This is a genomic window from Thalassospira sp. GB04J01 (assembly GCF_000751115.1).
Taxonomy (GTDB): Bacteria; Pseudomonadota; Alphaproteobacteria; order Rhodospirillales; family Thalassospiraceae; genus Thalassospira; species Thalassospira lucentensis.
On the sequence record NZ_CCDX020000008.1, the window covers coordinates 104,126 to 126,054 of the forward strand.

Annotated in this window: 19 protein-coding genes and 1 tRNA gene; 4 read left to right on the forward strand and 16 right to left on the reverse strand. The window is 52.1% G+C overall.

The features are described 5' to 3' along the window. The first annotated feature begins 122 nt into the window (after nucleotides 1-122). Nucleotides 123-1,061: a DMT family transporter gene (locus AMM48_RS05655; RefSeq protein ID WP_102783275.1), complete on the forward strand. Its 939-nt coding sequence runs from the start codon at nucleotides 123-125 to the stop codon at nucleotides 1,059-1,061. Here the strand turns inward: AMM48_RS05655 and AMM48_RS05660 are convergent. Continuing rightward, the gene (locus tag AMM48_RS05660; RefSeq protein WP_102783276.1) at nucleotides 1,047-2,519 is read right to left on the reverse strand and encodes an MFS transporter; all 1,473 of its coding nucleotides are present in this window, start codon (nucleotides 2,517-2,519) and stop codon (nucleotides 1,047-1,049) included. The genes AMM48_RS05655 and AMM48_RS05660 overlap by 15 nt on opposite strands. A gap of 83 nt (nucleotides 2,520-2,602) precedes the next feature. On the opposite strand from AMM48_RS05660, the gene AMM48_RS05665 reads away from it, so the two are divergent. Further along, nucleotides 2,603-3,214, forward strand: coding sequence for a TetR/AcrR family transcriptional regulator (locus tag AMM48_RS05665; RefSeq protein ID WP_102783277.1), 612 nt, complete (start codon nucleotides 2,603-2,605; stop codon nucleotides 3,212-3,214). A gap of 2 nt (nucleotides 3,215-3,216) precedes the next feature. On the opposite strand, the gene AMM48_RS05670 is transcribed toward AMM48_RS05665, so the two are convergent. The 8 genes from AMM48_RS05670 to AMM48_RS05705 form a co-directional block, all read right to left on the reverse strand. Further along, complete coding sequence (locus AMM48_RS05670) at nucleotides 3,217-4,116, reverse strand: 2-dehydropantoate 2-reductase (protein ID WP_102783278.1); 900 nt, start codon at nucleotides 4,114-4,116, stop codon at nucleotides 3,217-3,219. A gap of 115 nt (nucleotides 4,117-4,231) precedes the next feature. Beyond that, nucleotides 4,232-5,167 (reverse strand): nitrilase-related carbon-nitrogen hydrolase, encoded by a 936-nt coding sequence (locus tag AMM48_RS05675; protein ID WP_102783279.1) that lies wholly within the window; start codon nucleotides 5,165-5,167, stop codon nucleotides 4,232-4,234. 109 nt (nucleotides 5,168-5,276) lie between these two features. Beyond that, nucleotides 5,277-6,317, reverse strand: coding sequence for an extracellular solute-binding protein (locus AMM48_RS05680; protein ID WP_102783280.1), 1,041 nt, complete (start codon nucleotides 6,315-6,317; stop codon nucleotides 5,277-5,279). Nucleotides 6,318-6,399: 82 nt separating this feature from the next. Then, nucleotides 6,400-7,194, reverse strand: coding sequence for an ABC transporter permease (locus AMM48_RS05685; RefSeq protein ID WP_022731080.1), 795 nt, complete (start codon nucleotides 7,192-7,194; stop codon nucleotides 6,400-6,402). Continuing rightward, nucleotides 7,191-8,081: an ABC transporter permease gene (locus AMM48_RS05690; protein WP_101299133.1), complete on the reverse strand. Its 891-nt coding sequence runs from the start codon at nucleotides 8,079-8,081 to the stop codon at nucleotides 7,191-7,193. Before AMM48_RS05690 ends, AMM48_RS05685 begins: the two co-directional genes overlap by 4 nt. Before the next feature lie 2 nt (nucleotides 8,082-8,083). Further along, nucleotides 8,084-9,178, reverse strand: coding sequence for an ABC transporter ATP-binding protein (locus AMM48_RS05695; RefSeq protein ID WP_102783497.1), 1,095 nt, complete (start codon nucleotides 9,176-9,178; stop codon nucleotides 8,084-8,086). Nucleotides 9,179-9,426: 248 nt separating this feature from the next. Beyond that, nucleotides 9,427-10,650, reverse strand: coding sequence for a CaiB/BaiF CoA-transferase family protein (locus AMM48_RS05700; RefSeq protein WP_102783281.1), 1,224 nt, complete (start codon nucleotides 10,648-10,650; stop codon nucleotides 9,427-9,429). Nucleotides 10,651-10,739: 89 nt separating this feature from the next. Beyond that, complete coding sequence (locus AMM48_RS05705) at nucleotides 10,740-11,930, reverse strand: acyl-CoA dehydrogenase (RefSeq protein ID WP_022731076.1); 1,191 nt, start codon at nucleotides 11,928-11,930, stop codon at nucleotides 10,740-10,742. A 200-nt stretch (nucleotides 11,931-12,130) separates the two neighbouring features. Here AMM48_RS05705 and AMM48_RS05710 point away from each other — a divergent pair, with 200 nt between their 5' ends. After that, the gene (locus AMM48_RS05710; protein ID WP_102783282.1) at nucleotides 12,131-13,036 is read left to right on the forward strand and encodes a LysR substrate-binding domain-containing protein; all 906 of its coding nucleotides are present in this window, start codon (nucleotides 12,131-12,133) and stop codon (nucleotides 13,034-13,036) included. Between the two features lie 52 nt (nucleotides 13,037-13,088). On the opposite strand, the gene AMM48_RS05715 is transcribed toward AMM48_RS05710, so the two are convergent. The 7 genes from AMM48_RS05715 to AMM48_RS05745 all read right to left on the reverse strand — a co-directional run bounded on the left by AMM48_RS05715 (nucleotide 13,089) and on the right by AMM48_RS05745 (nucleotide 20,018). Further along, entirely contained in the window at nucleotides 13,089-14,537 is a 1,449-nt protein-coding gene (locus tag AMM48_RS05715; protein WP_102783283.1) for a hypothetical protein, read from the reverse strand. Next, a complete protein-coding gene (locus AMM48_RS05720; RefSeq protein WP_022731073.1) occupies nucleotides 14,534-15,700 on the reverse strand; it encodes a hypothetical protein in 1,167 nt (388 codons plus the stop codon). Before AMM48_RS05720 ends, AMM48_RS05715 begins: the two co-directional genes overlap by 4 nt. 245 nt (nucleotides 15,701-15,945) lie before the next feature. Further along, a complete protein-coding gene (locus tag AMM48_RS05725) occupies nucleotides 15,946-17,085 on the reverse strand; it encodes a homogentisate 1,2-dioxygenase (RefSeq protein ID WP_102783284.1) in 1,140 nt (379 codons plus the stop codon). Between the two features lie 244 nt (nucleotides 17,086-17,329). Beyond that, a tRNA-Arg gene (locus AMM48_RS05730) sits at nucleotides 17,330-17,406 on the reverse strand. Between the two features lie 261 nt (nucleotides 17,407-17,667). Continuing rightward, nucleotides 17,668-18,192 carry an acyloxyacyl hydrolase gene (locus AMM48_RS05735; protein ID WP_101299122.1) on the reverse strand — a complete coding sequence of 175 codons (525 nt, stop codon included), beginning with the start codon at nucleotides 18,190-18,192 and terminating at the stop codon, nucleotides 17,668-17,670. Between the two features lie 82 nt (nucleotides 18,193-18,274). Continuing rightward, the gene (gene pip, locus AMM48_RS05740) at nucleotides 18,275-19,237 is read right to left on the reverse strand and encodes a prolyl aminopeptidase (protein WP_102783285.1); all 963 of its coding nucleotides are present in this window, start codon (nucleotides 19,235-19,237) and stop codon (nucleotides 18,275-18,277) included. A 76-nt stretch (nucleotides 19,238-19,313) separates the two neighbouring features. Beyond that, the gene (locus tag AMM48_RS05745; protein ID WP_102783286.1) at nucleotides 19,314-20,018 is read right to left on the reverse strand and encodes a hypothetical protein; all 705 of its coding nucleotides are present in this window, start codon (nucleotides 20,016-20,018) and stop codon (nucleotides 19,314-19,316) included. Nucleotides 20,019-20,327: 309 nt separating this feature from the next. Between AMM48_RS05745 and AMM48_RS05755 the strand changes: the two genes are divergently transcribed. Further along, nucleotides 20,328-21,806, forward strand: coding sequence for a M48 family metalloprotease (locus AMM48_RS05755; protein WP_102783288.1), 1,479 nt, complete (start codon nucleotides 20,328-20,330; stop codon nucleotides 21,804-21,806). Nucleotides 21,807-21,929 lie beyond the last annotated feature (123 nt).

The following is a 21,929-nucleotide window of genomic DNA, read 5'->3' on the forward strand; positions in this document are numbered from 1 at the left end:
AAACATCGGCACCTGCGACCAAGTCGCAAATTTTCTTCAGCCCAGATATGAGAATTTGTCATTCATGCAAACCTGACGGGTTCCGGTATTGATAAAAGAGGCATTGTCGGAGGTCAGCAGGAATGAATACATTTTGGTCCGGTGTTGGCTTGCGGTTAGCGGCGACCGGCCTGTTTGCGATTATGAGCCTTTTTGTCCGGCTGGCGTCCTTTGAGGCACCGGTGGGGCAAATCATGTTCTGGCGAAGCTCTGTCGCGCTGATCCCGATTGTGATGTACTTGATGTGGCGACGCCAGTTCCCGCGTGGACTTCGCACCGCGCGCCCGATGGGACATCTTAAACGCAGCACATTTGGCGTCGTATCGATGTTCTTTTCGTTCCTGTCTTTGGCCTATCTACCGCTTGCTCTTGCAACAGCACTTGGCTTCTTGGCACCGCTTCTGGTTTTACCGATTGCCATGGTCATGCTGCGGGAGAAGCCCGGCATTGCCGTGTTTACCGCCACCTTCGCCGGGTTTGGTGGCGTATTCCTGATGCTGTGGCCAACACTTTCAACACCGGGGATTGATACCGGCGTTCTGATCGGCATTGGAGCTGGGCTTGCCATGGCCGTCACCACCGCCTTTGCCAAGATTCAGATCAAGGCCCTGACCAGCACAGAATCAGCTGGTACCATCGCGTTTTATTTTGCTGTGATCTGCTCGCTGGGTGGGTTGCTGACCCTGCCGTTTGGCTGGGCTGATCCATCATTCAAAGTTCTGGCCTGCCTGATCGGAGCGGGGCTGACCGGTGGACTTGCTCATATTTTCATGACCGAAGCATTGGCACGCGCCCCAGCATCGACACTGGCCGCATTCGAATATACCGCAATGATCTGGGCACTGTTGCTAGATGTTACCGTGTTTGGCCTACTACCCGCACCGGTGAGCTTGGTTGGGGCTTTCCTGATCGTGCTTGCCGCCGCGATTGTGATGTTTGGTGACAGAATAGGCGTTCCCATTCCAAAACCGGACATCACAACGCCACCAGCCAAAAAGGTATCACCGTTACAACCGGACTGATCCCACTCGATTTTCCGCGCGCATCATCTGTACTGCTGGCAATGTCATTGCAACTGCCAATAGCAGCAAAAAGACCAACCCCCACAGCATATCTGGCAGCCCGCCCCATGCTGTCAGCGTTGCAATAACCGCCACGCCGATACAGGCCCCGGCCCGCTGCACCAGATTGATCAGGGTAGCCGCATCGCCCATGCGCCCGTTATCCACCGAAACATAGGCGCCAGTCACTGCTGGCATCTGAGTCAATGCCAGACCCGCACCGCGCAACGCCAACAGTATTGCCAGCATAATAAAGCTGCCATTTTCAGAAAACATTAACGCAACGGTATTGATCAAAAGCAAACCCGATCCCGACAACAAGACCGCCCCGGCTCCAAACCGATCGCACAGCATGCCGCAAACCGGCAATGCCAACGCCGCCCCGATCCCCATAGAAAACAACAATCCGCCAATCTGGTCCAATCCCAAGCCGGTTTGCGTCTCGAAAAAAACTGACAAGAACAGCAACCCGCCGTACATATTCATCGCCGTCAGGCCCGACGCGAAGAAACCAGCGCGAAAACATGCCACCTCCATCAAGGATGGATCAACAAGACACCCTCCGCACGACGGTGTTCTTTTAAAAAAGCAGACAAGGGTGACAGTCCCGACCGCAATCATCCCCGCCGCCAAATCCATATGGTTTGGCTCTTGTACAATGATAGCCCCGGTCAGAGCCAAAAGCAGCCCCGTCGCCAATAGCAGATATCCCCGAGCATCAAAGCGAGCATCATAATCTGCCTGCTTAGGTTTATTGGCCGACAGAAGAAATGAACCAACCAGAGCCAGCGCGCCAACCGGCATGTTGAGCCAGAATATCCAGCGCCATGAAAACGTCTCAACCAGCCAGCCACCAATAGCTGGCCCTAGTGCTGGACCGAGTGCGACGGCAAAGCCGACACTTCCCATTATACGCCCTAACTGCCTTGGACCGGCCATCCGCCCAAGAAGTGCCTGTCCCGCCGGGATCATTATTCCCGCCGAAAGCCCCTGCACGATACGTCCGGCAATCAAGACCACTGCGTCGGGTGCAACAGCACACATGATTGAACCGCCTAGAAACGTTACCAGTGTTATCACCCATAAACGTGCATTCCCAAACCGGTTGCCAAGCCATCCAGTCAGCGGCAAAGAAACTGCCATAGCCAGCAAGTAACTCGAAACGGTCAGTGTGCCTGGCGAGAGTTTCGGAAACAGTTCTGACCATAAACCCGAACTGCCGACGCGATCATCAATGGACATGGTGTCTGACCTGAGAGGGAATTTTGAGTCAATTTGCCCAACCGCCAGATTTATGACGGTTGAATCCATCATCGCCAGAAATGCCCCCGCACCGATCACTGAAGCAATCAACCACAAACGTGGTGGGATGTCGCATGCCACACTATTCTTTGACGGCGTTTTTTCCTGATCAGGCATTTGCTCACTCCTGACTTTGCCTGTATTGATTTTTATGGTACAACTGTATCATAAAAATCAGATCAAGAAAATGACGGAACCAGATGCCAAAATTTGTCGATCATGAGGAACGTTGCAACGAGATCATTCATGCCCTGATCAAGCTTGCCACACGCATTGGACTGCATGAGGTTACAATGCGTGCCGTTGCGGCCGAGGCGAATGTTTCCCTGCGTCTGGTACAATATTACTTCACTGACAAAGCGGGCCTGATGCATGCCGCCTTGCTGAAACTCGAAGCAGACAGCCATCAAAGATGGGCTGACCGTCTTTCGGGTGAAATCACCAGTGAAAGTCCGCGCCGTATCCTTGAGATATTTGCTAACGAAGCTATCCCGAATGAACCGGACAGCCGGACTTTCCATCTTGTCTGGTTGTCCTATGCGGTTATTGCCATGACCGATAGTGTTATGGCATCCCACCCTTTTGCCGACGGACCAAAACGATTGGAACGACAACTTTGTAATCTGTTCATGGAATGTCAGCGAGACGGCAGCTTACAAGCACAGGCCAATCCGTCCTTTGAAGCCACTAGGCTGATCGCGCTTGTTCACGGGCTGGGCACATCCGTAATGATTGGCCATGTTGACGCCGCGGCCGCCATCGCTGTCACTCAGCGTCACCTTGACGATGTCTTCAAGCAAACAAAAATGTGAAACTAACCCGCAACGCCCTTAAGTTCGCGTAGCCGGGTGATGGCATGCAGCGCAAGATTGGTCGGGGTGGCAATGCCAAATTCGCGGCCTTTGCGTACGATATAACCATTGAGATAATCGATCTCGCTTGGTTTGCCGCGCGCCAAATCCTGTGCGGTCGATGAAAACTGCGCGGGCATGGTTTCGACAATCTTTTCAATTGCCCCCCAAACGTCACCCGGAACAGTAACGCCGCAGGCCGCCGCAACCGCAAGGCATTCATCCACCGCGTTGCGCATTACATCCCAAATACCGTCCTGCTTCACCAGTTCACCGTACGGGGTTTGGGTAATTGCAGACAATGCGTTATAGGCACAGTTGAGAATCATTTTGGCCCACAATGCACCATCGGCATTTTCGGAAATTTCGACGGGAATGCGCGCCGGACGCAATGTATCTGCGACCACCTGGCTTTGCGACGACATGCCAATGACCAGTTCACCACGACCATGGTGTTTCACATGGCCGGCACCACCCATGCTGGTTGCAACATACACCACCACAGGGATAACCGGCTGACCAAGAACCTGACCGAGGCGTTCAGCGTTATCAACACCGTTTTGCAAGCTCAGGATAATGGTGTCCTTGCCAATAAACGGTTTGATCTGCTGACCCGCATCTTCCGTATCCGTCGACTTTACACAAAACAAAATCAGTTCTGCACCGTCAACGGACGACGCCTCCGTACTACCGGTCACGGCGACATATTCCTGCGATGCTCCCAGATCGAGAAGCAATCCATCACGGTTCATTGCCACAACATGGGTGGGACGTCCGATCAAGGTCACATCATGCCCGGCACGCGCCAGCATGGCGCCATAATAACACCCAACAGCACCTGCACCCATAACTGCAATCTTCATGCGATTTTTGCTCCAAACTTATTTGTATCTTGGTCCATGTCACGCACACAGATGCCCCGTGGCCAGATTCCCCAACCAACATCATCCTTGTCATTTTACCGCAAGGTTCAAGTCGTTATGGCATCTTACTGTTGATTTGCACGTGATTTGCCGTCCAACCACCGGGCCAGACTTCGGCATCGCCACCACGCAACGCACGGACAAGCCCAACCGGGATATCCTTGGCGATCAGCATTTCACCATCGCCGCCATCATCAAATGTTGGTTCGGTCTGGGCAAAAATACCCGTATGGCCAAGCTGCGGCTCGCACGGGGTAAAGACCGAACAGCCGGAATAATTTGTCGGGTTCTGCGTTGTATTGATTGCCGTTCCCGTCGTGCCACACGCCCCAATCACGGTCATCAGTTCAACCGCACGGGCTTTGGCACAGCCAAACACACGGTGATAGCCCGACGGGGTCATTGTCATCGACGGCACCAAAAGAAGATCAATATCAAGCGGGGCGAGCAAGCACGAAAGAGCGGGCATTTCAATATCAAGGCAGATCAGAACTGCAACATTCAAACCGCGCCATTTAAAAACACCAAATTCCTTACCGGGTATGAGGTTCCAGTCATCAGGTTCCTGCTCACCGGGAGTTAGGGAAAGTTTATCCTGAATGATTGCATCGCCTTCTGGCGTAAAGATCATCGCACTGTTTGTTTGCCCCTTGGCCGGGTCCGCCGGATCAAGATGCCAGGGCATGCTTCCGGCGACAAACAGCATGTCATGCTTTTTTGACAGCCGGGCGGCATGTTCACGTGCAGCAGGTGCCTGATCTGCCATCCAGGAAATTTCCTGATTGGGCTGAAGACCTTCTGGCTTAAAGGCCATCCACTGTTCACTGTCATACTCAGGCATGACAAAGACCTTCGCCCCCTGCTTGGCGGCCTTCGCCATTTGTCCATCAACATGATCGGCCCAATCGGCCATGCTGTTGATCGGCTTCCCAAGGTTGGTGGCCCAAAGAGCAATCGTAACGTAATCAGGGAAAGAAGCGGGCGACGTCATGACATGGTTTTCCTGTCGAATGGGGCGATAGTGGCTAGAATCATGAAAAAATGTTTCGGCCCGACAGCACATGCACCGGGCCGAAACAATCAGATTTTCATCATTGAGATCAGCTTTTGAGCTTGGTCCAAACGCGGTTGCGCAGGTCACGCGCCTTGACCGAGCAGTTCTGCCCCGCGATCAAAAGATCGGCATACTCTTCGGGCATATTCACCGCAGGATCCTCGTTCATGGATGGATCCATAAACTCGCCACTTCCTTTGATCGAATTCATGTAACCGGCATAGTTCGATGCCTCGGCGGCATTTTCCGGCTTCATCATCCAGTTCAGGAAGGTTTTGGCATTTTCGAGGTTTGGCGCACCGGTTGGGACAACGAAGTGATCCGACCAATAGGTCAGGCCTTCTTTCGGATAAACAAATACGGCTTCTGGAATGGTTTCCTTGGTCCGGTGTGCGGCACCGTTCCATTGCATATGCATGGAAACTTCACGTGCTGACATCCGATCAATCGTACCTTCGGAGCTATACACCGCGATATAAGGTTTCTGCTTTAACAGAACGTCGAGGACTTTTTGCGCCTCAGCCGGGTCTTCTGTGCATTTTTCCACACCGGCGTAGTAGGACGCTGCATTGAACATCTCGACTTCGTCATTCAGCGCGCCGATCTTGCCGCGAAATTCTTCACGTGGTTCGAAGAACTCTTTCCAGCTGCGTTCCATTTCAGCATCGGTTGCCGATGCGTCATAGGTAAAACCGGTTGTGCCCCAAAGATAGGTCGCGGAGTATTTACGATCAGGATCGTATTTCATGGTGTCGTGTGGCTTGGCGACATTTTTGAAATTCTCAAAGTCTTTGGCATCAATCTCGGTTGCCAAACCTTCCTTGATCATCACATCGACCATGTAATCAGACGCCACGGCAATGTCGTAGCCCGATGCGCCGGCCTGAAGCTTTGCCAGCATGGTTTCGTTGGAATCATAGACATCCAGCGTGACCTTAATGCCGGTTTCCTCTTCGAACTTTTCCATCAGTTCCGGCGGAAAGTAGTTCGACCAGTTATAGAAAAACAGTTCACCATCTGCTTTTGCCGACCCAACGGACAACAAGGCAAGAGCAGATGCTCCTAAAATTACGGAACGAAATTTCATCGTAAGTCTCCCTGTTATGGACGGTGATTTATTGTTTTATGTGTTCGGCCCGCCCAGAAACCGAACACCTGAAAAGAGAGTATCAGTAGCGAATGCGATCTATCAGGAATGACACGCTGACAAAGATAATCGACACCAGCAACATCATCGCCGAAATGGCGTTGACCTCTGGCGTAATGCCAATACGGATCATGCCAAAGATATAGATCGGAAGCGTGGTCGCCCCCGCCCCGCCGACGAAGTATGAAATCACAAAATCATCCAACGAGATGATAAAGGACAACATCGCACCAGACAAAATACCGGGCCACAACAACGGCAAGGTCACACGACGGAACGCCTTCCATTCATTGGCATAAAGATCATTTGCGGCCTCGGTCAAAGACGGGTCCATACCCTCAAGCCGGGCGCGGATCGGCAAATAGGCAAACGGGATGCAAAATACCGTATGGGCAATAATGATGGTCAAAAGGCCAAGCTTGATCCCGATGGCAACAAAGAACAGCAAAGTGGCAATCGCGGTGACAACTTCGGGGACCAGCAACGGCAAGGCCAACATGGCCGATACACCGGTTTCACCACGAAAACGCCCGCGCGACATCCCCATTGCAGCCAAGGTTGCGGCAATCGTCGCAATGACGGTCGCGGAAACCGCCACCACAAGCGAATTTTGTGCCGCGCGCAACATGTCATCATTAGACAATGCCACAACATACCAATCAGTGGTAAAGCCCGTCCAGATGGTGGCCAGCCTGTTTTCGTTAAAGGACAACGCAATCAGGATCACAATCGGCAGATACAAATATGCAAAGAACAACATTGCCGTCGACGTAATCCCGCGAAAACGCCATAGCGGGTTGGAGGCATCGACCTTCATATCTTTTCCTCCGGCAATGATTTGAATTTCAGCGAATAGGCCAACATGGAAATCAAAACCAGCGCCAGCAAGACAAAGCCAAGCCCCGCGCCAAATGGCCAGTTACGCGCTGCCCCAAACTGACTGCCAATCAGGTTGGCAATCATCATGAACTTGCCCCCGCCCAGAAGTTCCGGGGTGACATAGGCACCAAGACACGGAATGAAAACAAGGATACAGCCCGCCGCAATGCCCGGTGCGGCAAGCGGTAAGATAACACGCTTCATGGCGCGCCGCTTATCGGCACCAAGGTCAAACGCGGCCTCAACCAACCTGTGATCAAGCTTTTCAAGGCTGGCATAAATTGGCAGCACCATGAACGGCAAATAGGTGTAGGTCAGGCCGATAGAAACGGCATAAGGCGTATAGAGGATATCAAGCCCGCCGGTTTCAATCCCGGCCCAGTTCAGAAATCCATCAATCAAACCACCATTGCGCAACAACAACATCCACGCATAGTTTCGAACCAGAATGTTGGTCCAGAACGGGATCGTCACCAAAAAGATCAGAAAGTTGCGACGCCCCTGCGACTGCATGGAAATGTAAAACGCGGTTGGAAAACCAAGCAGCAGCGCAAAAACCATGGTCATGGCCGACAGACCAAAGGAACGGACAAAGATTTGGATATAATCGGTGTTGAGCACCAGATTATCCATAAGGTCGCGTTCAAACAGGAAATTGACATAGGCATCGACCGAAAACGCCCCCCAATTAACCCCGCCATAATCGCCGCGTTCCAGGATCGAGACATAGGCCATCTGCATCAGCGGAATGGCCATGAAGAAAGCGATATAAACAACCGCCGGTGCGATCAGCCAAAATCGTTTACTGCGAAACAACTGTGCCATGATCAGTCCACCAGTACGCGGATTGCTTCGGAGGGCATCACAACACCGACACGGTCGCCTTTGCCAAATTGCGCATTTGCCCCGTCCCCATTTTGCATACGGACCGTCACCGGCCCCTGACCATCCAGATCAACGCGATAGGTGGTATCGGTTCCGAAATAGGTCACAAACGTCACCGTCCCGGTAAGCTGGTTACTTTTGGCGGTTTGTACGTCTGTGATGCTCAGCCGTTCTGGACGGATCGAGACGTTCACATCCTTAATCTTGTCGGACTTAACATCCTGCGCCAGATTGATCACCTGACCTTCACCAAAGCTGATTGCATGCCCACCATTTGGTCCGTCAACCAAATCCCCCCGCAGGAAGTTGCTGTCCCCGATAAAGTCAGCAACAAAGCGATGGGTCGGTTGTTCGTAAATTTCACGCGGCGCGCCAACCTGCAAGATTTTACCAGACTGCATCACCGCGATGCGATCAGACATCGCAAGTGCTTCTTCCTGATCGTGGGTGACAAAGACAAAGGTAATGCCGGTTTCGGTTTGCAGACGTTTGAGTTCTATCTGCATTTCCTTACGCAATTTCAGATCAAGGGCCGAAAGCGGCTCATCAAGAAGTAACACCTTTGGTGCGGGGGCAAGGGCGCGTGCAAGTGCGATACGCTGCTGCTGCCCACCGGAAAGTTGACTTGGCGAACGATCCCCGTATTGAGCAAGTTGCACCAACTCCAACATTTCATCAGCCCGCGCATTTGCGTCAGAACGCGATATGGACTTCATTTCCAGGCCAAAGGTAATGTTCTGACGCACCGTCAAATGCGGGAACAGCGCATAGGATTGAAACACGGTATTGATCGGACGTTTGAACGGCGGCAAATCGTTTAACGCCTGCCCTTCGAGCAAAATCTGCCCGGCACTTACCTGCTCAAACCCGCCGATCAGCCGCAGCAAAGTGGTTTTGCCACAGCCTGACGGGCCCAGCATTGTGAAGAATTCATTTTGAAAGATATCAACCGATACGTCGTCAAGGGCGGTAACCTTATCTGCCCCCGCACCAAAGGTTTTACTGACCGACTGAGCAGAAATCACAACTTCTGACATGCACATCCCCGATTTGTATTTTTTAAAAGGATATAAAATATTCAGATAGTTGCAATTCACCTTGAGCAAAAACACGTGAAATTCAAGAAGTTCCGCAACATCCACGCACAATCCTTGATCAGAAAGGCTTTGGTTGCGTTAAATCAGGGGTTTTTAAAATTTTGTGCACCGCACAAATCACCCATTTACCATCTATTCGACGTAAACCAATGCGTCTTTAAACCGAAACAGCCCGTCAAAAGGGCCAATCAGATAATTCCGGCGCTACGAAGTTTTTCGATCTGCTCGTCACTTAGATCGGCAACCTTACGCAGGATTTCATCACTATGTTGCCCCAACATCGGCGCGGCTGTTTCCCCGGAAATCGGCGTTTTGGAAAACTTGATTGGATTTGCAACCGTTGGAACTTTACCAGCTACCGGGTGATCAAGATAGCGGATCATGCCGCGATGCTGAACTTGCGGGTTATCAAACACGCGGTCAAGGGTATTGATCGGCCCGCACGGCACATTGGCCTTTTCAAGCACCGCAATCCATTCATCAGTGGTTTTGGTAACCATGGCGCGACGGATCATCGGCACCAATGTTTCGCGGTTTGCCACCCGCGACCGGTTGGTCGCATACCGTGCGTCAGCCGGAAGATCATTCAAGCCCGCAACTTCGCAGAAACTTTTAAACTGGCTGTCATTACCCACCGCCAAAATAAGATAGCCATCCGCCGACGGAAATGCTTCGTAGGGAACAATATTGGGGTGCGCATTGCCAAGACGTTCTGGGGCCTTGCCGGTGGTTAAATAATTCATCGCCTGATTGGCAAGAACGGCTGTCTGTACATCGAGCAACGCAAGATCGATATATTGCCCCTCGCCGGTGGCATCACGGTGACGCAAAGCGGCAAGAATACCGATGGTGGCATAAAGGCCGGTGAAGATATCGGCCACCGCGACGCCGACTTTCATCGGTTGTCCGCCGGGAGCCTCATCCGGGGCACCGGTAATGCTCATCAACCCGCCCATGCCCTGGATCATGAAATCATATCCCGGACGGTCTTTATACGGCCCATCCTGACCAAACCCGGTGATCGAGCAATAAACCAGCTTGGGATTTATTTTTGCAAGTGACGTGTAATCAAGGCCGTATTTGGCAAGACCGCCAACCTTGAAGTTTTCCAGAACCACGTCACTTTGCGCCGCAAGATTGCGGACGATTTTCTGACCTTCGGGCTTGGTGATATCGACCGTTAGTGACTTTTTGCCACGGTTTGCCGTCAGGTAATAGGCTGCTTCGGTGGTATCGTTTCCGGCTTTGTCCTTTGCAAAGGGCGGGCCCCAGCCACGGGTGTCATCCCCGGAACCGGGACGTTCGATCTTGATGACCTCGGCCCCCAGATCGGCAAGCGTCTGACTGGCCCAAGGTCCTGCCAGCACACGAGAAAGGTCGAGCACACGAATGCCAGAAAGCGCGCCTGTCATCTACTTATCCCGGAAATATCAAAAACAGAAAATACGATCAGGACTCAAAACGGGCGGAAGCTTAACGCAACCGCCCGCCGAGAACTTACTTAGCCTTCAGACGAGAAGGCCTGAATACCGGTCTGAGCACGACCAAGGATTAGGGCATGAATATCATGCGTCCCCTCGTAGGTATTCACAGCTTCAAGGTTCATCGCATGGCGAATAACATGGTATTCGTCAGCAATACCGTTACCGCCGTGCATATCCCGCGACACACGGGCAATATCAAGAGCCTTGCCACAATTGTTACGCTTCATCAGCGAGATCGATTCAGGTGCGGCCGTTCCGGCATCAAGCATACGCCCCAACTGCAAAGCCCCTTGAAGACCCAGCGTGATTTCGGTCTGCATGTTCGCCAGTTTCAGCTGGATCAGCTGGTTTGCAGCCAATGGACGACCGAACTGTTTGCGGTCAAGAGTATATTGACGTGCAGCATGCCAGCAGAATTCAGCTGCCCCCATTGCACCCCATGCAATACCGTAACGTGCCTTATTCAGACAACCAAACGGACCGCCAAGGCCCTTAACATTCGGCAGCATGTTTTCTTCGGGCACAAAGACATTGTCCATAACGATCTCACCGGTGATCGAAGCACGCAGCGAAAACTTGCCTTCGATCTTAGGTGCCGACAGGCCCTTCATACCTTTTTCAAGGATAAAGCCGCGAATGACACCGTCGTCATCCTTGCCCCAAACAACGAATACGTCCGCAATCGGGCTGTTGGTGATCCACATTTTCGCACCCGACAGGGTAAAGCCACCATCGGCCTTGCGGGCACGGGTTTTCATACCACCCGGATCGGAACCGTGGTCCGGCTCGGTCAGACCGAAACAACCAACCCATTCGCCGGTTGCCAGTTTCGGAAGATATTTTTTGCGCTGTTCTTCGCTGCCATAGGCAAAGATCGGATGCATCACAAGCGAGCTTTGTACCGACATTGCCGAACGATAACCCGAGTCCACACGCTCAACTTCGCGCGCCACCAGACCATAGGCCACATGGTTGACACCCGGCCCGCCGTATTCTTCGGGGATCGTCGGGCCAAGCAGGCCAAGTTCGCCCATTTCGGTCATGATTTCGCGGTGGAAAATCTCGTGGCGGTTGGCTTCGAGAACACGGGTCTGAAGATTTTCCTGACAATATGCGCGCGCCGCGTCGCGGATCATGCGCTCTTCTTCGCTCAACTGATCTTCAAGCAGGAGCGGATCTTCCCAGTGAAAAGGTGCGCGGCTGGCCATATGCCTGATCCTCTTATGAAATTAATGAAAACAAAACAGGGGTAACGTCATAGAAGGGCGAGACGACATTACCCCTGAAAGCTTATCGCTTATAGGGGTAAGCTAGGAATTGGCAGATCAAGTTGCAAATGATAAAAGTGATTTAGTTTATGCATAAAACTCATGAACTAGGTTCATGATATTAAAAACAGGACTAAATCGTGAGCCGTCGCATCCCCAGCCTGAAGGCCCTAAGCTGTTTTGAGCAAACAGCCCGTTTTGGCAGTGCATCGCGCGCAGCAGAAGAACTCTATCTGACGCAAAGTGCGATCAGTCGACAGATACAGGGACTTGAAGACTGGCTTGGCTGCAAACTGTTTAACCGTGAAAAGCAGCGACTTGTCCTGACCCCTGAGGGCGAAAATTATCTGCAATCCATCCGCCCGGCCCTTGATCACCTTGAAAGTGCAACATTGACGTTGCTGTCAGGGGGATCGGAAAGCGGTGTTTTGACCGTTGCCGCCCCACCAACATTTGGCTCGCGCTGTCTGATCCCTTTGCTGCCAGCCTTTCGCGCCCAATTCCCCGATATCGTGATCAATTTCATTTCACGTATCGGCATGCCCGATTTTGACCGCGAACAAATCGATATCGCGGTTCTGTTTGGCGACGGCCAGTGGTCCGGGTTAGACGCCCATATTTTGCACGGCGAGGAAATGGTCCCAATCTGTGGACCACAACTGACCAGCAAGCTTGATCATACGCCAACCACCGATGATTTACGCCACTTCCCCCTGCTTCATATCGCAACCCGACCACGCGGCTGGGCTGATTGGCTTGCGGCAAGCGGGTTTACCGATATTGATGGGGAAAACGGTCCAAAGTTCGAGCATTTCACAATGGCCATGCAGGCGGCAGCAGCCGGTCTGGGCGTTGCACTCCTCCCGACATTTGCCATTGAAGACGAGCTCAAGAACGGCCGGATTATTGCCCCGTTCGGCCCGCCACGGGCTAGCCCGTTTCATTATTATGCGACCAGTCCCGCAAGCCGATCACGCCTTCCAAAAATTCGCGCGTTCATGGGGTGGCTAGATCAGCTTGAAGTCACAGCAAAACTCAAGCCTTAAGATCCAAAGTTCCAGCCATCACCCACACTCAAGATATCCGAAAACGGGTTCCTTAACCTGCCTTCTGCCCTTGAAGCGCGCGCAAGGCTGACATGCCGCGTCGACGTAAAACATCAGCATCTTCGGGGCCATCGACGATTTCAAGCAAACGTACCGTCGCCATAAGGTTTCGCTGGGCAACCGGGATTTCTTCCGGGGCCAAGCGCCCCATGCCGTCAACGCCCGCACGACCGATCTGATTGAGCTTTTTCTTAAGCTCCACAACCGCCTTGGCCGCTGAGCTTTGTGCGGCAAGCACATCGGAAATGCGTGCTGTTTCGGCGATGGCTTCTGCCGACTTTTCAGCCGCCAGAACCTTCTCATCATCAAAATCCTGAGCAAAGATTGGCCTTGCCAATCCTTTCGCGCCTGAACCTGGCCCCTGACGCACTTCAAGTTTTGGCAAGGCATCAATTACGCGTTCAGGTGTTGCCCCGAACATTGTATTTGCCAACGCCTTTGACACGCGCCGGCGTGTTTCAAGCAGCTTTTCCCCCCAGCGACCGTCCTTGCGGATTTTAAATTCGCGGGTGATGCGCGTAAACTCAGATGCATACCAACGTGCGAGTGACAGAATATGGGCTTCGTCCTTGCCAGTCCCAACGCCTTCTTCAATCTCGGTTACGGTTTCTGCGAGCAGATCAATGATCAGGTCGCCGGTTTCCGCAAGATTGGTTTTTTCGATGGTACGGTCATCTGCCTTGTTCGACAGAACACGGATCAGCTTGAATAATTCACTTGGCCGCAAAAGCCGGGCCAGCACCGCAAGCAGGAACATCGGCTCCAGCCCCGGTTTGGCTTCGGAAATCTCGACAAACCGGTCCCGCAACCAGGAAACATCATTGGGATCAAGGGCACGTATCGGTGCGGACGGGAACCGGTCTCGAACTTGCGCGATCTCTTCGCCAACATTCAAAATCTGCCCCATCTCGATCAGGGCCTTAAGATGAAGGCGTGACCCAAGCCGGGTTGCAAGGGCACGTTCCTGCTTTACGCCGTTATGAGACGCTTCGACCTCATCTTCGATGCAACGTGCGCCCAGCTTCCAAAGCGTTCTTTCGGCAGCGGCAAGTTTATCAGCATTGCGTGCGGCGGCAGCAACCTCGATATCGCGCATCGCCTTTTGGAATTCGGGTCCGGCGGCACTGCTGACAAAGTTCCAGATCGGCATTAACGACGATCGGCTGATGCGAATGCTTTTGTCACTTGGCATTGCCGACGTCAAAAGGTCTTCGATCGGATCGCAAAACTGGCGCATCGGTGTGGGATAACGTTCCGGTTTGAGAGACGCCAGACGCGGACGCAGGATTTGCAGAATCGTCTCATGCGGAAGGGGAAGCTTCGGATCGACACGGTCGCTTTCGATCGCACGGGTAAACCGGGCGATTTCAGAACCGCTTAGGGATTCAAACAATTGACCGAGCTGCGAAGCACCGAGTTTTCCGGCCTCTTCAATCTTCATGCAGACTGTCTCCTGAAGCGTTCGAGACGATCCACCATATCCGCATCAATTTCACCACTACCCAATTTACGCAATTCACCAGCCCACAACATCTGGTTCACGCGGACATCAATCCAGAATGGCTGTTCTTCAACTGAGATTTCATCGATTGGAAGAACCGGTGTGAAACTTGCGACCTCTTCGATGATTTCGCGTTGGCGCACACGGTCATTTACCGGGCGCTTTTGCCAAAGATCGATCAGTTCCTGCCAGCCATCAAGCAACCACCAAAGATGATCAATCATTTTCGCGATATCATTCTTGGCACGCTCCCAATTGGTCAGGACCTTGCCAAGTTCATTGTTCCACCCATCAACCTGACTGATCAGCTTCATCGCGTGGTCACAGGTTGCCTTGGTCGCACTACTGATACGCCCTGCCATAAATCGGAAATCAGCCTGTTCAGAATTGGACCATTCCTCAACATCTAATGCAAACTTTTTAAGATCCCTGACCAGAACACGCAACGGCCCCTGACACCCATCAAGTGCCAACCCGACCGGTGCCGACATTTTGCTCCACTCGCCAAGACTGTCGATGATAGTGTCATTGGCAACCTTGTGCTCCGAGGAAAAACGATTCAGCGCTTTGCGGGCACGGATCTGCCCTTCCATCGTCAGCAGCTCTTCACGCTTCATGTCCTGAACGGCAGCACCACCGAGCTGAAGCAAGGCCTGATGCAAAACGGCAAGCTGGCCAAGTTCACGAGATGATTTTTCTTCCTGGCCGCGCGCATTGTTCACCCGCGCCAGTTCGATACCACCAACGCCGGTAATCGCAACAGCACGTGCCTGTTCAAGAACCGTGTTCGGGCGTAATGTTTCAAGTTCCAGCAGACGGTCAAACAACATCCTGTCATGAACCGAAAGATCAAAGACTTCACGCAGGGTATCAAGGGGCAACTCATATGTCCCAAGCCCGCCGGCAAGACCTGGCAAATTGACCATGGCGCGTCCACCCTTGCCCTCAGCCACGCGCGCATATCGCAGGCTTTTGCTGGTGAACGGTGTGCGTGCGCCGCGCGAAAGAAAACTTTGCGGCAGACATGCCAATGGATGTTCTGATGCCTGCGGCGCATCAGGAGTTTTATGACTTACGGATTGGACAATCTTCTGTTTGGTCATTATCGGCTTTGGTCAACCTGTTCCGGTAACAATAATTCTTGAGCCGCTTGCACGTTTTGCGAAACCACAACGACCATCTATCGGAACGTCTGGTGTTTGGACTATTTTGACACCATAGGGCCTGTGTCTTGATCAAATCATAAGTTACCGCGACAAGCTGACAAAATCATTAACGTTTTGGCCATCGCCGCGCTCAAATCTCGCGGCGATGACATTGCCACTGCCCGATGATCCCGATCAAGAGCTTATAGCGTTTCCTGAGCTTTTTCCCAAGTTTTCACATAAGCTTTCCATTCAGCACCATCGGGAATCGTTTCATCGACATTAAGGAAAGCTAGACTGTCGATCATAACCGCCACTTCGTCCGTTTCCACCGGGGCTTCTATCATTTTTTCCTGATAGGAACATGGATGGGGTCCATGTGGGAAACCACTGGGGTGGAAGGTTGCCATACCGGCCTTGATGTCACCGCGACTGAAAAACTCGCCGCGATGGTAGAACACGAATTCATCAACGTCCTCGTTGGAATGATAGAATGGTACGCGCAGCATGCCCGATTGCCCCTCACCAACCTTGGGCACAAAAGTGCTGACCGACATGTTATTGGTGACAAAGGTGCAATGGGCCGCAGGCGGAACCTTTTGCCCCGGTGCGCGACGTTGCGCCAAATCGCGCCAGTTCAGCTTCACAACACATAAATCCCCCTCCCAGCCCGCAGCATCAAGCGGGTTATAGGGATATGTCAGTGTTGAAATCGCCCCACGGCGTTTGATATGGATTTCCCAAAAGGCATCATCTTGCTGGGCGCGAAACGCATCATCAATGCTGGGTAAGGTAAAGCGCATCGGATCCACAGAAACGCCGCCGGGCACATTGTTTGGATCCGGCAGACCAAATGCATCCCCCGTTGCTTCTATCATCATGAATTCGCAAGTGCCTTCTGGCTCAACCCGCCATGCCGTTCCACGAGGCAACAGGATATAATCCCCATCGCGATAGGACAGATGTCCGTAATCACAAAACAGTTCCCCAGCACCTTCGTGTACGAACAAAAGCATATCACCGTCAGCATTGCGTGCTAACGCATGCATTCTGCTATCGGTTTTCCAGTACCGAACTTCCATCGCATCATTAAACAAAACACGTCGCGCCTGAAGCGGACATGCTGGCCCCGCGGCAAGCTTGCCAAGCGTAAATGCCCGTGGACGCAACGGCCCTTCAAAAGTCGACCAACCCGCAGGTGGATGCTTGTGGTAAATTTGGGCAGATGGCCCCCGAAAACCGGATCGGCCAACTTCTCGCTGATACAGTTTTTGTCCAGAGCCACCATCCAGTGTTGAAATGCAGTTTCCTTCGCTATTTGGAAGTCTGATCCAGTTCTTCACGATACCCTCCCGACCGATATGCAATAGCGGTCCTGTTTGGCGGTTTTATGCGTGCCGCACCTATTACGGATATGTGAAGAATGGACCTTCTTTTCAAGCCGAGCAAAGTTTTATCCCCGCACACTCATAAGATGTAGAGATTACCGCCTACCCTTACCTAAACACAAAACCATGCTTAGCAAGCCCGAAACGTGCCGACTTTAATGTACTTTATGGGGATATATATTAAGGGAAAATAGGAATTTGGCGCGCCCGGCGGGATTCGAACCCACGGCCCCCAGATTAGGAATCTGGTGCTCTATCCTGCTGAGCTACGGGCGCGCGGCACAAAGGCAGCCTTGACTTAGCAGCAAATCAAAGTGTGATCAATCAGCAGCTTTGCTGATCACAAGGCGTTAGACTGTCTCGATTTCACTTAATCATTGCTCACCGCAATAAAGTCATAAAATCAACGAACTGTGACAGCATCAAAAGATAACCGATTTGCCCTTCGATACCCTGTAACGTAACCCTATAGTCGGGCAGGCCACATCATACACTTAGGCAAATCGGTCAAGTTGAATGTTTGATCGCTAAAAGCGACTATTCAAAAATACGTTCGATCGGGAACGAATAAGTCAGCGACAGAATTTCCGTCCCCGGATTTTCATCGCCGATGCTAGCATTTGAGATATGCGCAATGCCAAGGCTCAGACGTTCGTGGCTGTCAAAGCGGAAACCAAGCTCAAGACCAGAGCGAAACTCGATCCAATGACCAAGGTCTTCACCGTTCCCCTGATGATATGCCCCGACAGAGGTATAGACACTCGAGACGAAGTGATCCCCCCAGAGCACATCAACAGCCAAACCACCATATCCGTGAACCGCACCTTCCGACGTTACCATCACACCGCCAATCGGTCGGGTCACATCAAACATTGCGTGCTGGGCGCGGTAATCAAGACGAAACTCGGCAGCTTCTTCATCCTGAGTGATATCGACCATACCGGTCGAGAACTCAAGCAGCCCCGAATCGTTGTTATTACCCAAAATCTGCTGCGCGTGCGCAGTACCCAAAAAACCAAAAAAGACACAAACTGCAAGCAGTTTCCCCAAGCCCAGTTTCATCAATCACGTCCCCATGAGATCAATCAATAAGATATTCTAGCCAAGGATTTAACAGACACAATCAAACATTGGAACGAAAATCCTACTTTCCCGCAAACCGAGAGCCATCAAATCTGTCAGTTGCCCGAACCAGTTCACGAACAATCCCAGGTTCGCTTGCTGCGTGACCAGCATCATCAACCACAAACATCTCAGAACCCGGCCAAGCCGCATGCAATGAAAATGCTGAGGTCGGCGGACAAACAACGTCATAGCGCCCCTGAACAATGATCGCAGGCAAATGCGAAATGCGTCCTATATTGCGCAAAAGCTGATCTGGTTCAAAAAAGCCCCGATTTACAAAATAATGATGTTCAAGTTTTGCCAAGGCCAATGCGATCTGATCACCCTCGAAGACTTCGACCAAGCCATCATCGGGCAAAAGGGTACAGCAGGTTGCCTCGAATGCAGACCAGACTCGGGCTGCTTCTATTGCGATATCTTCACCTTCTTTGCCTGCAAAAATATCGTCATAGCGATCAAGTAATTTCTGCCAACCCGGATTTTTCTGGAATCCAGCAATCTCGATAAATTTGCGCTCTGCTTCCGGGAAGAAACGCCCCATGCCGTCCATAAACCAGGCAATTTCCATTTCCCGGCACAGAAAAATCCCACGCAAAACGAACCCAAGAACGTTCTCGGGATGGGACTGCCCATATGCCAGCGCCAATGTAGATCCCCATGACCCGCCAAACACCAGCCAACGGTCAATGCCACGATCTTCGCGCAGGGCTTCAATATCCCCAATCAAATGATCTGTGGTGTTGTTTTCAAGGCTGCCGAACGGTTTTGATTTTCCCGCACCACGCTGATCAAACAAAATCACCCGGTATCTGGCAGGGTCAAAAAAGCGGCGGCTCTTGGCCGAAATCCCCCCCCCTGGTCCACCATGCAGGAAAACAACTGGAATGCCATCCGGATTTCCGACCTCTTCCCAGTAGATTTCATGACCACCGTCACGGGCAAGCCAGCCGGTTGCGTGGGGAGTAACGTCTGGATAAAGCACGTGGGGACCTCATTCATTGAGTTTGGTAAACGCCAGAAATTAGCTTTCTCATGATTTTGACGGCAATAACAAGCACCTATTGTGCCTCAACGCACAACCAATTGAGGTTTTGAAGTGCAATATAGGGACCGCCACGGTTTTCTATGACACCTCGAACCCGAACTTTCCGACCAATCCAGTCATCAAGAGCTTCTTTAGAGCCGATCAATACATCACGAAGATCAGAACCAATCGCGATGGTGAAGTCATGTCGCCAGTTCTGCCCGAAATTGAGGTAGCTGCGCCATTCCTGATGCTCGACACTAACAAGAACAGCATCAACCACGACAAACCGGCCAATCGCATCTTTTACATCCGCAAGGTTTGACCGTCCCCACAAGGTTTTGTCTGAGGCACCTGCAACGACATAAGGAGGCTCATGCATCGCATCATCGCGCCACATACCCAACCCACTGGAAATGGCGGTATCTTCTGCTGCAATCAATCGGGCCATATCATCGGAAGTTTCAGGCATCAGCAATGCCAACCCCTTTGACAACAGCGCTTCCTGCCAGATCAGAAAGGAGTTTGGAGAACCACTGCGAATGCGGACAGGAAGACGATCAAAGTAATCTGCCTTTGCGGTAATCTTGGCAATTTCCACTGGCTCCTGACTGGCTTTTTTCAGCCAATTAAATGCTGCGGCCTCGAACTGCGGTACAAACGCGACGTCAGACAATCGAAGCGGTTGTTTTGCAAAATCAGGCGCAAAAAGCTGGTCAACCGCAACAGGAGGCAACAACTGATACGTACTCCATGACGATGACCTTTTCCCGGCAGCCATACTGTCAGCACCATCAGAATTCACACCGGCACCACAGCGCCAATCGCTTGCTTGAGCGCTCCTGACTGGCATCAAAGAAACCAGTAAAACCAACATCACTTTGAAAACGCGCACCACCTTGGCCGTAAAATTTCCCAATTTCACCGCGTAGGATAAAGACTGCGAATGTGTTGATCGGTTCTGCAACACGCGTTACCAATTCTCATGAAATTCTGCCTGGCGTTTGATTCAAACTTACGCGGCAAAGCGACAAGAGGAAAGACATCAATGGGTTGGCTGCATTCCATACACAAACGACACGTGGCGGCATTGTTTGCGGCGGCCACTCTTACGGTTGGCCTTGCCGGGTGTTCGACCAATCGCGCAACCGGTGAAGACAGCTTTACCGCCTTTATGTCGCCGGACGAAGAACGCAAGATCGGGGCACAGGAACACCCGAAAATGGTCAAGGAATTTGGCGGGAAATACGATGAGAAGGACCTGCCAGCCTATGTCACTAAAATCGGTGAAAAACTGGTCGCCGTGTCAGAAACGCCCGATGAGAAGTTTACATTCACAGTTCTTGATTCCCCGGTTATCAACGCCTTTGCGCTTCCGGGCGGATATGTCTACATCACGCGCGGGCTTACTGCACTTGCCTCAAACGAGGCAGAACTTGCTGGCGTTCTTGCCCATGAAATCGGCCATGTGGTTGCCCGCCATTCAGCTCAGCGATATAGCCGGGGCATGATTACCCAAATTTTGGCTGGGGGGCTTTCGGTTGCCATAGGCAATGGCGCTGGGGAAATTATTGGCACCGGTGCGAACGCTTATTTGAAATCCTTCTCGCGTGAGCATGAACTGGAAGCAGACATGCTGGGTGTGCGCTATATCACGCGAGCCGGATACGATCCCGATGCCATGGCAACCTTCCTTGAAAAGCTGCGCGCGCATTCGCGCCTTCAGGCCGTGCTTGCGGGACGTTCGCCCGATGACGTCGATCAGTTTGATTTCATGGCAACACACCCGCGCACACTTGACCGCATCCAACAAGCCCATGCGCAGGCCAATGTCACCCCGGTTGCCAACCCGGAACTGGGCACCGTGCGATACATGACTGCCATTGATGGCATCCTGTATGGCGACGGCCCGGACCAGGGTTATATTCATGGTTCAGAATTCGTTCATGTCCCGCTTAACTTCCAGTTTGAAGTTCCCGATGATTTTTCCATGATTAATCAGCCAACGGCCGTGGTCGCGCGCGACAAACAAGGGGCGCAAATCGTATTTGAAGGAGCGCCCGAAGCGCGAGACATGCGCCTCGATAACTATCTTAAAAGCGCATTTTCAAAACAGATAACACTTCAGAATATCGAAATGCTTGATATTAACGGTCAGGAAGCCGCGACCGGAAGTGCTGATGTTTCACTAAGCTCTGGCGCTGCGCGGTTGCGCGTGGTCGTTATCCGACATGAGGACTCGACCTATCAGTTCCTGTTCATCATGCCCTTGGACAAGGCAGACTCGTATAACGTCGCATTACGCCGCACGACATACAGCTTCCGTCCATTGACCACTCAGGAACAACAGGTCAACACGCCGCTTCGCATTAAAGTGCGGGCAGCAAACCCGGAATATACCTTGCAGACGTTTATTGATGACATGCAGGTTGACCGTGAGCCCGCCGCAACATTTGCGACCATTAACGGCCTGGCCGCAGGCGAGGCCCCTGCCCCCAACGCTTTGGTCAAAGTCGTCAGGCATTAGCAATACCAAGACCACCAGCGGACAAAACATCAAAAGGCAGCATAATCACATGCTGCCTTTTTTCGTATTCATGTCACGTCCTGAAATACGTTGTCACCTACAGGAGATGACAATGTCTACTTC

Coding starts and splice junctions, on each gene's coding strand:
- AMM48_RS05655 (WP_102783275.1), top strand. CDS start 123: ATGAATACATTTTGGTCCGGTGTTGGCTTGCGGTTAGCGGCGACCGGC.
- AMM48_RS05660 (WP_102783276.1), bottom strand. CDS start 2,519: ATGCCTGATCAGGAAAAAACGCCGTCAAAGAATAGTGTGGCATGCGAC.
- AMM48_RS05665 (WP_102783277.1), top strand. CDS start 2,603: ATGCCAAAATTTGTCGATCATGAGGAACGTTGCAACGAGATCATTCAT.
- AMM48_RS05670 (WP_102783278.1), bottom strand. CDS start 4,116: ATGAAGATTGCAGTTATGGGTGCAGGTGCTGTTGGGTGTTATTATGGC.
- AMM48_RS05675 (WP_102783279.1), bottom strand. CDS start 5,167: ATGACGTCGCCCGCTTCTTTCCCTGATTACGTTACGATTGCTCTTTGG.
- AMM48_RS05680 (WP_102783280.1), bottom strand. CDS start 6,317: ATGAAATTTCGTTCCGTAATTTTAGGAGCATCTGCTCTTGCCTTGTTG.
- AMM48_RS05685 (WP_022731080.1), bottom strand. CDS start 7,194: ATGAAGGTCGATGCCTCCAACCCGCTATGGCGTTTTCGCGGGATTACG.
- AMM48_RS05690 (WP_101299133.1), bottom strand. CDS start 8,081: ATGGCACAGTTGTTTCGCAGTAAACGATTTTGGCTGATCGCACCGGCG.
- AMM48_RS05695 (WP_102783497.1), bottom strand. CDS start 9,178: ATGTCAGAAGTTGTGATTTCTGCTCAGTCGGTCAGTAAAACCTTTGGT.
- AMM48_RS05700 (WP_102783281.1), bottom strand. CDS start 10,650: ATGACAGGCGCGCTTTCTGGCATTCGTGTGCTCGACCTTTCTCGTGTG.
- AMM48_RS05705 (WP_022731076.1), bottom strand. CDS start 11,930: ATGGCCAGCCGCGCACCTTTTCACTGGGAAGATCCGCTCCTGCTTGAA.
- AMM48_RS05715 (WP_102783283.1), bottom strand. CDS start 14,537: ATGAAGATTGAAGAGGCCGGAAAACTCGGTGCTTCGCAGCTCGGTCAA.
- AMM48_RS05720 (WP_022731073.1), bottom strand. CDS start 15,700: ATGACCAAACAGAAGATTGTCCAATCCGTAAGTCATAAAACTCCTGAT.
- AMM48_RS05735 (WP_101299122.1), bottom strand. CDS start 18,192: ATGAAACTGGGCTTGGGGAAACTGCTTGCAGTTTGTGTCTTTTTTGGT.
- AMM48_RS05755 (WP_102783288.1), top strand. CDS start 20,328: ATGGGTTGGCTGCATTCCATACACAAACGACACGTGGCGGCATTGTTT.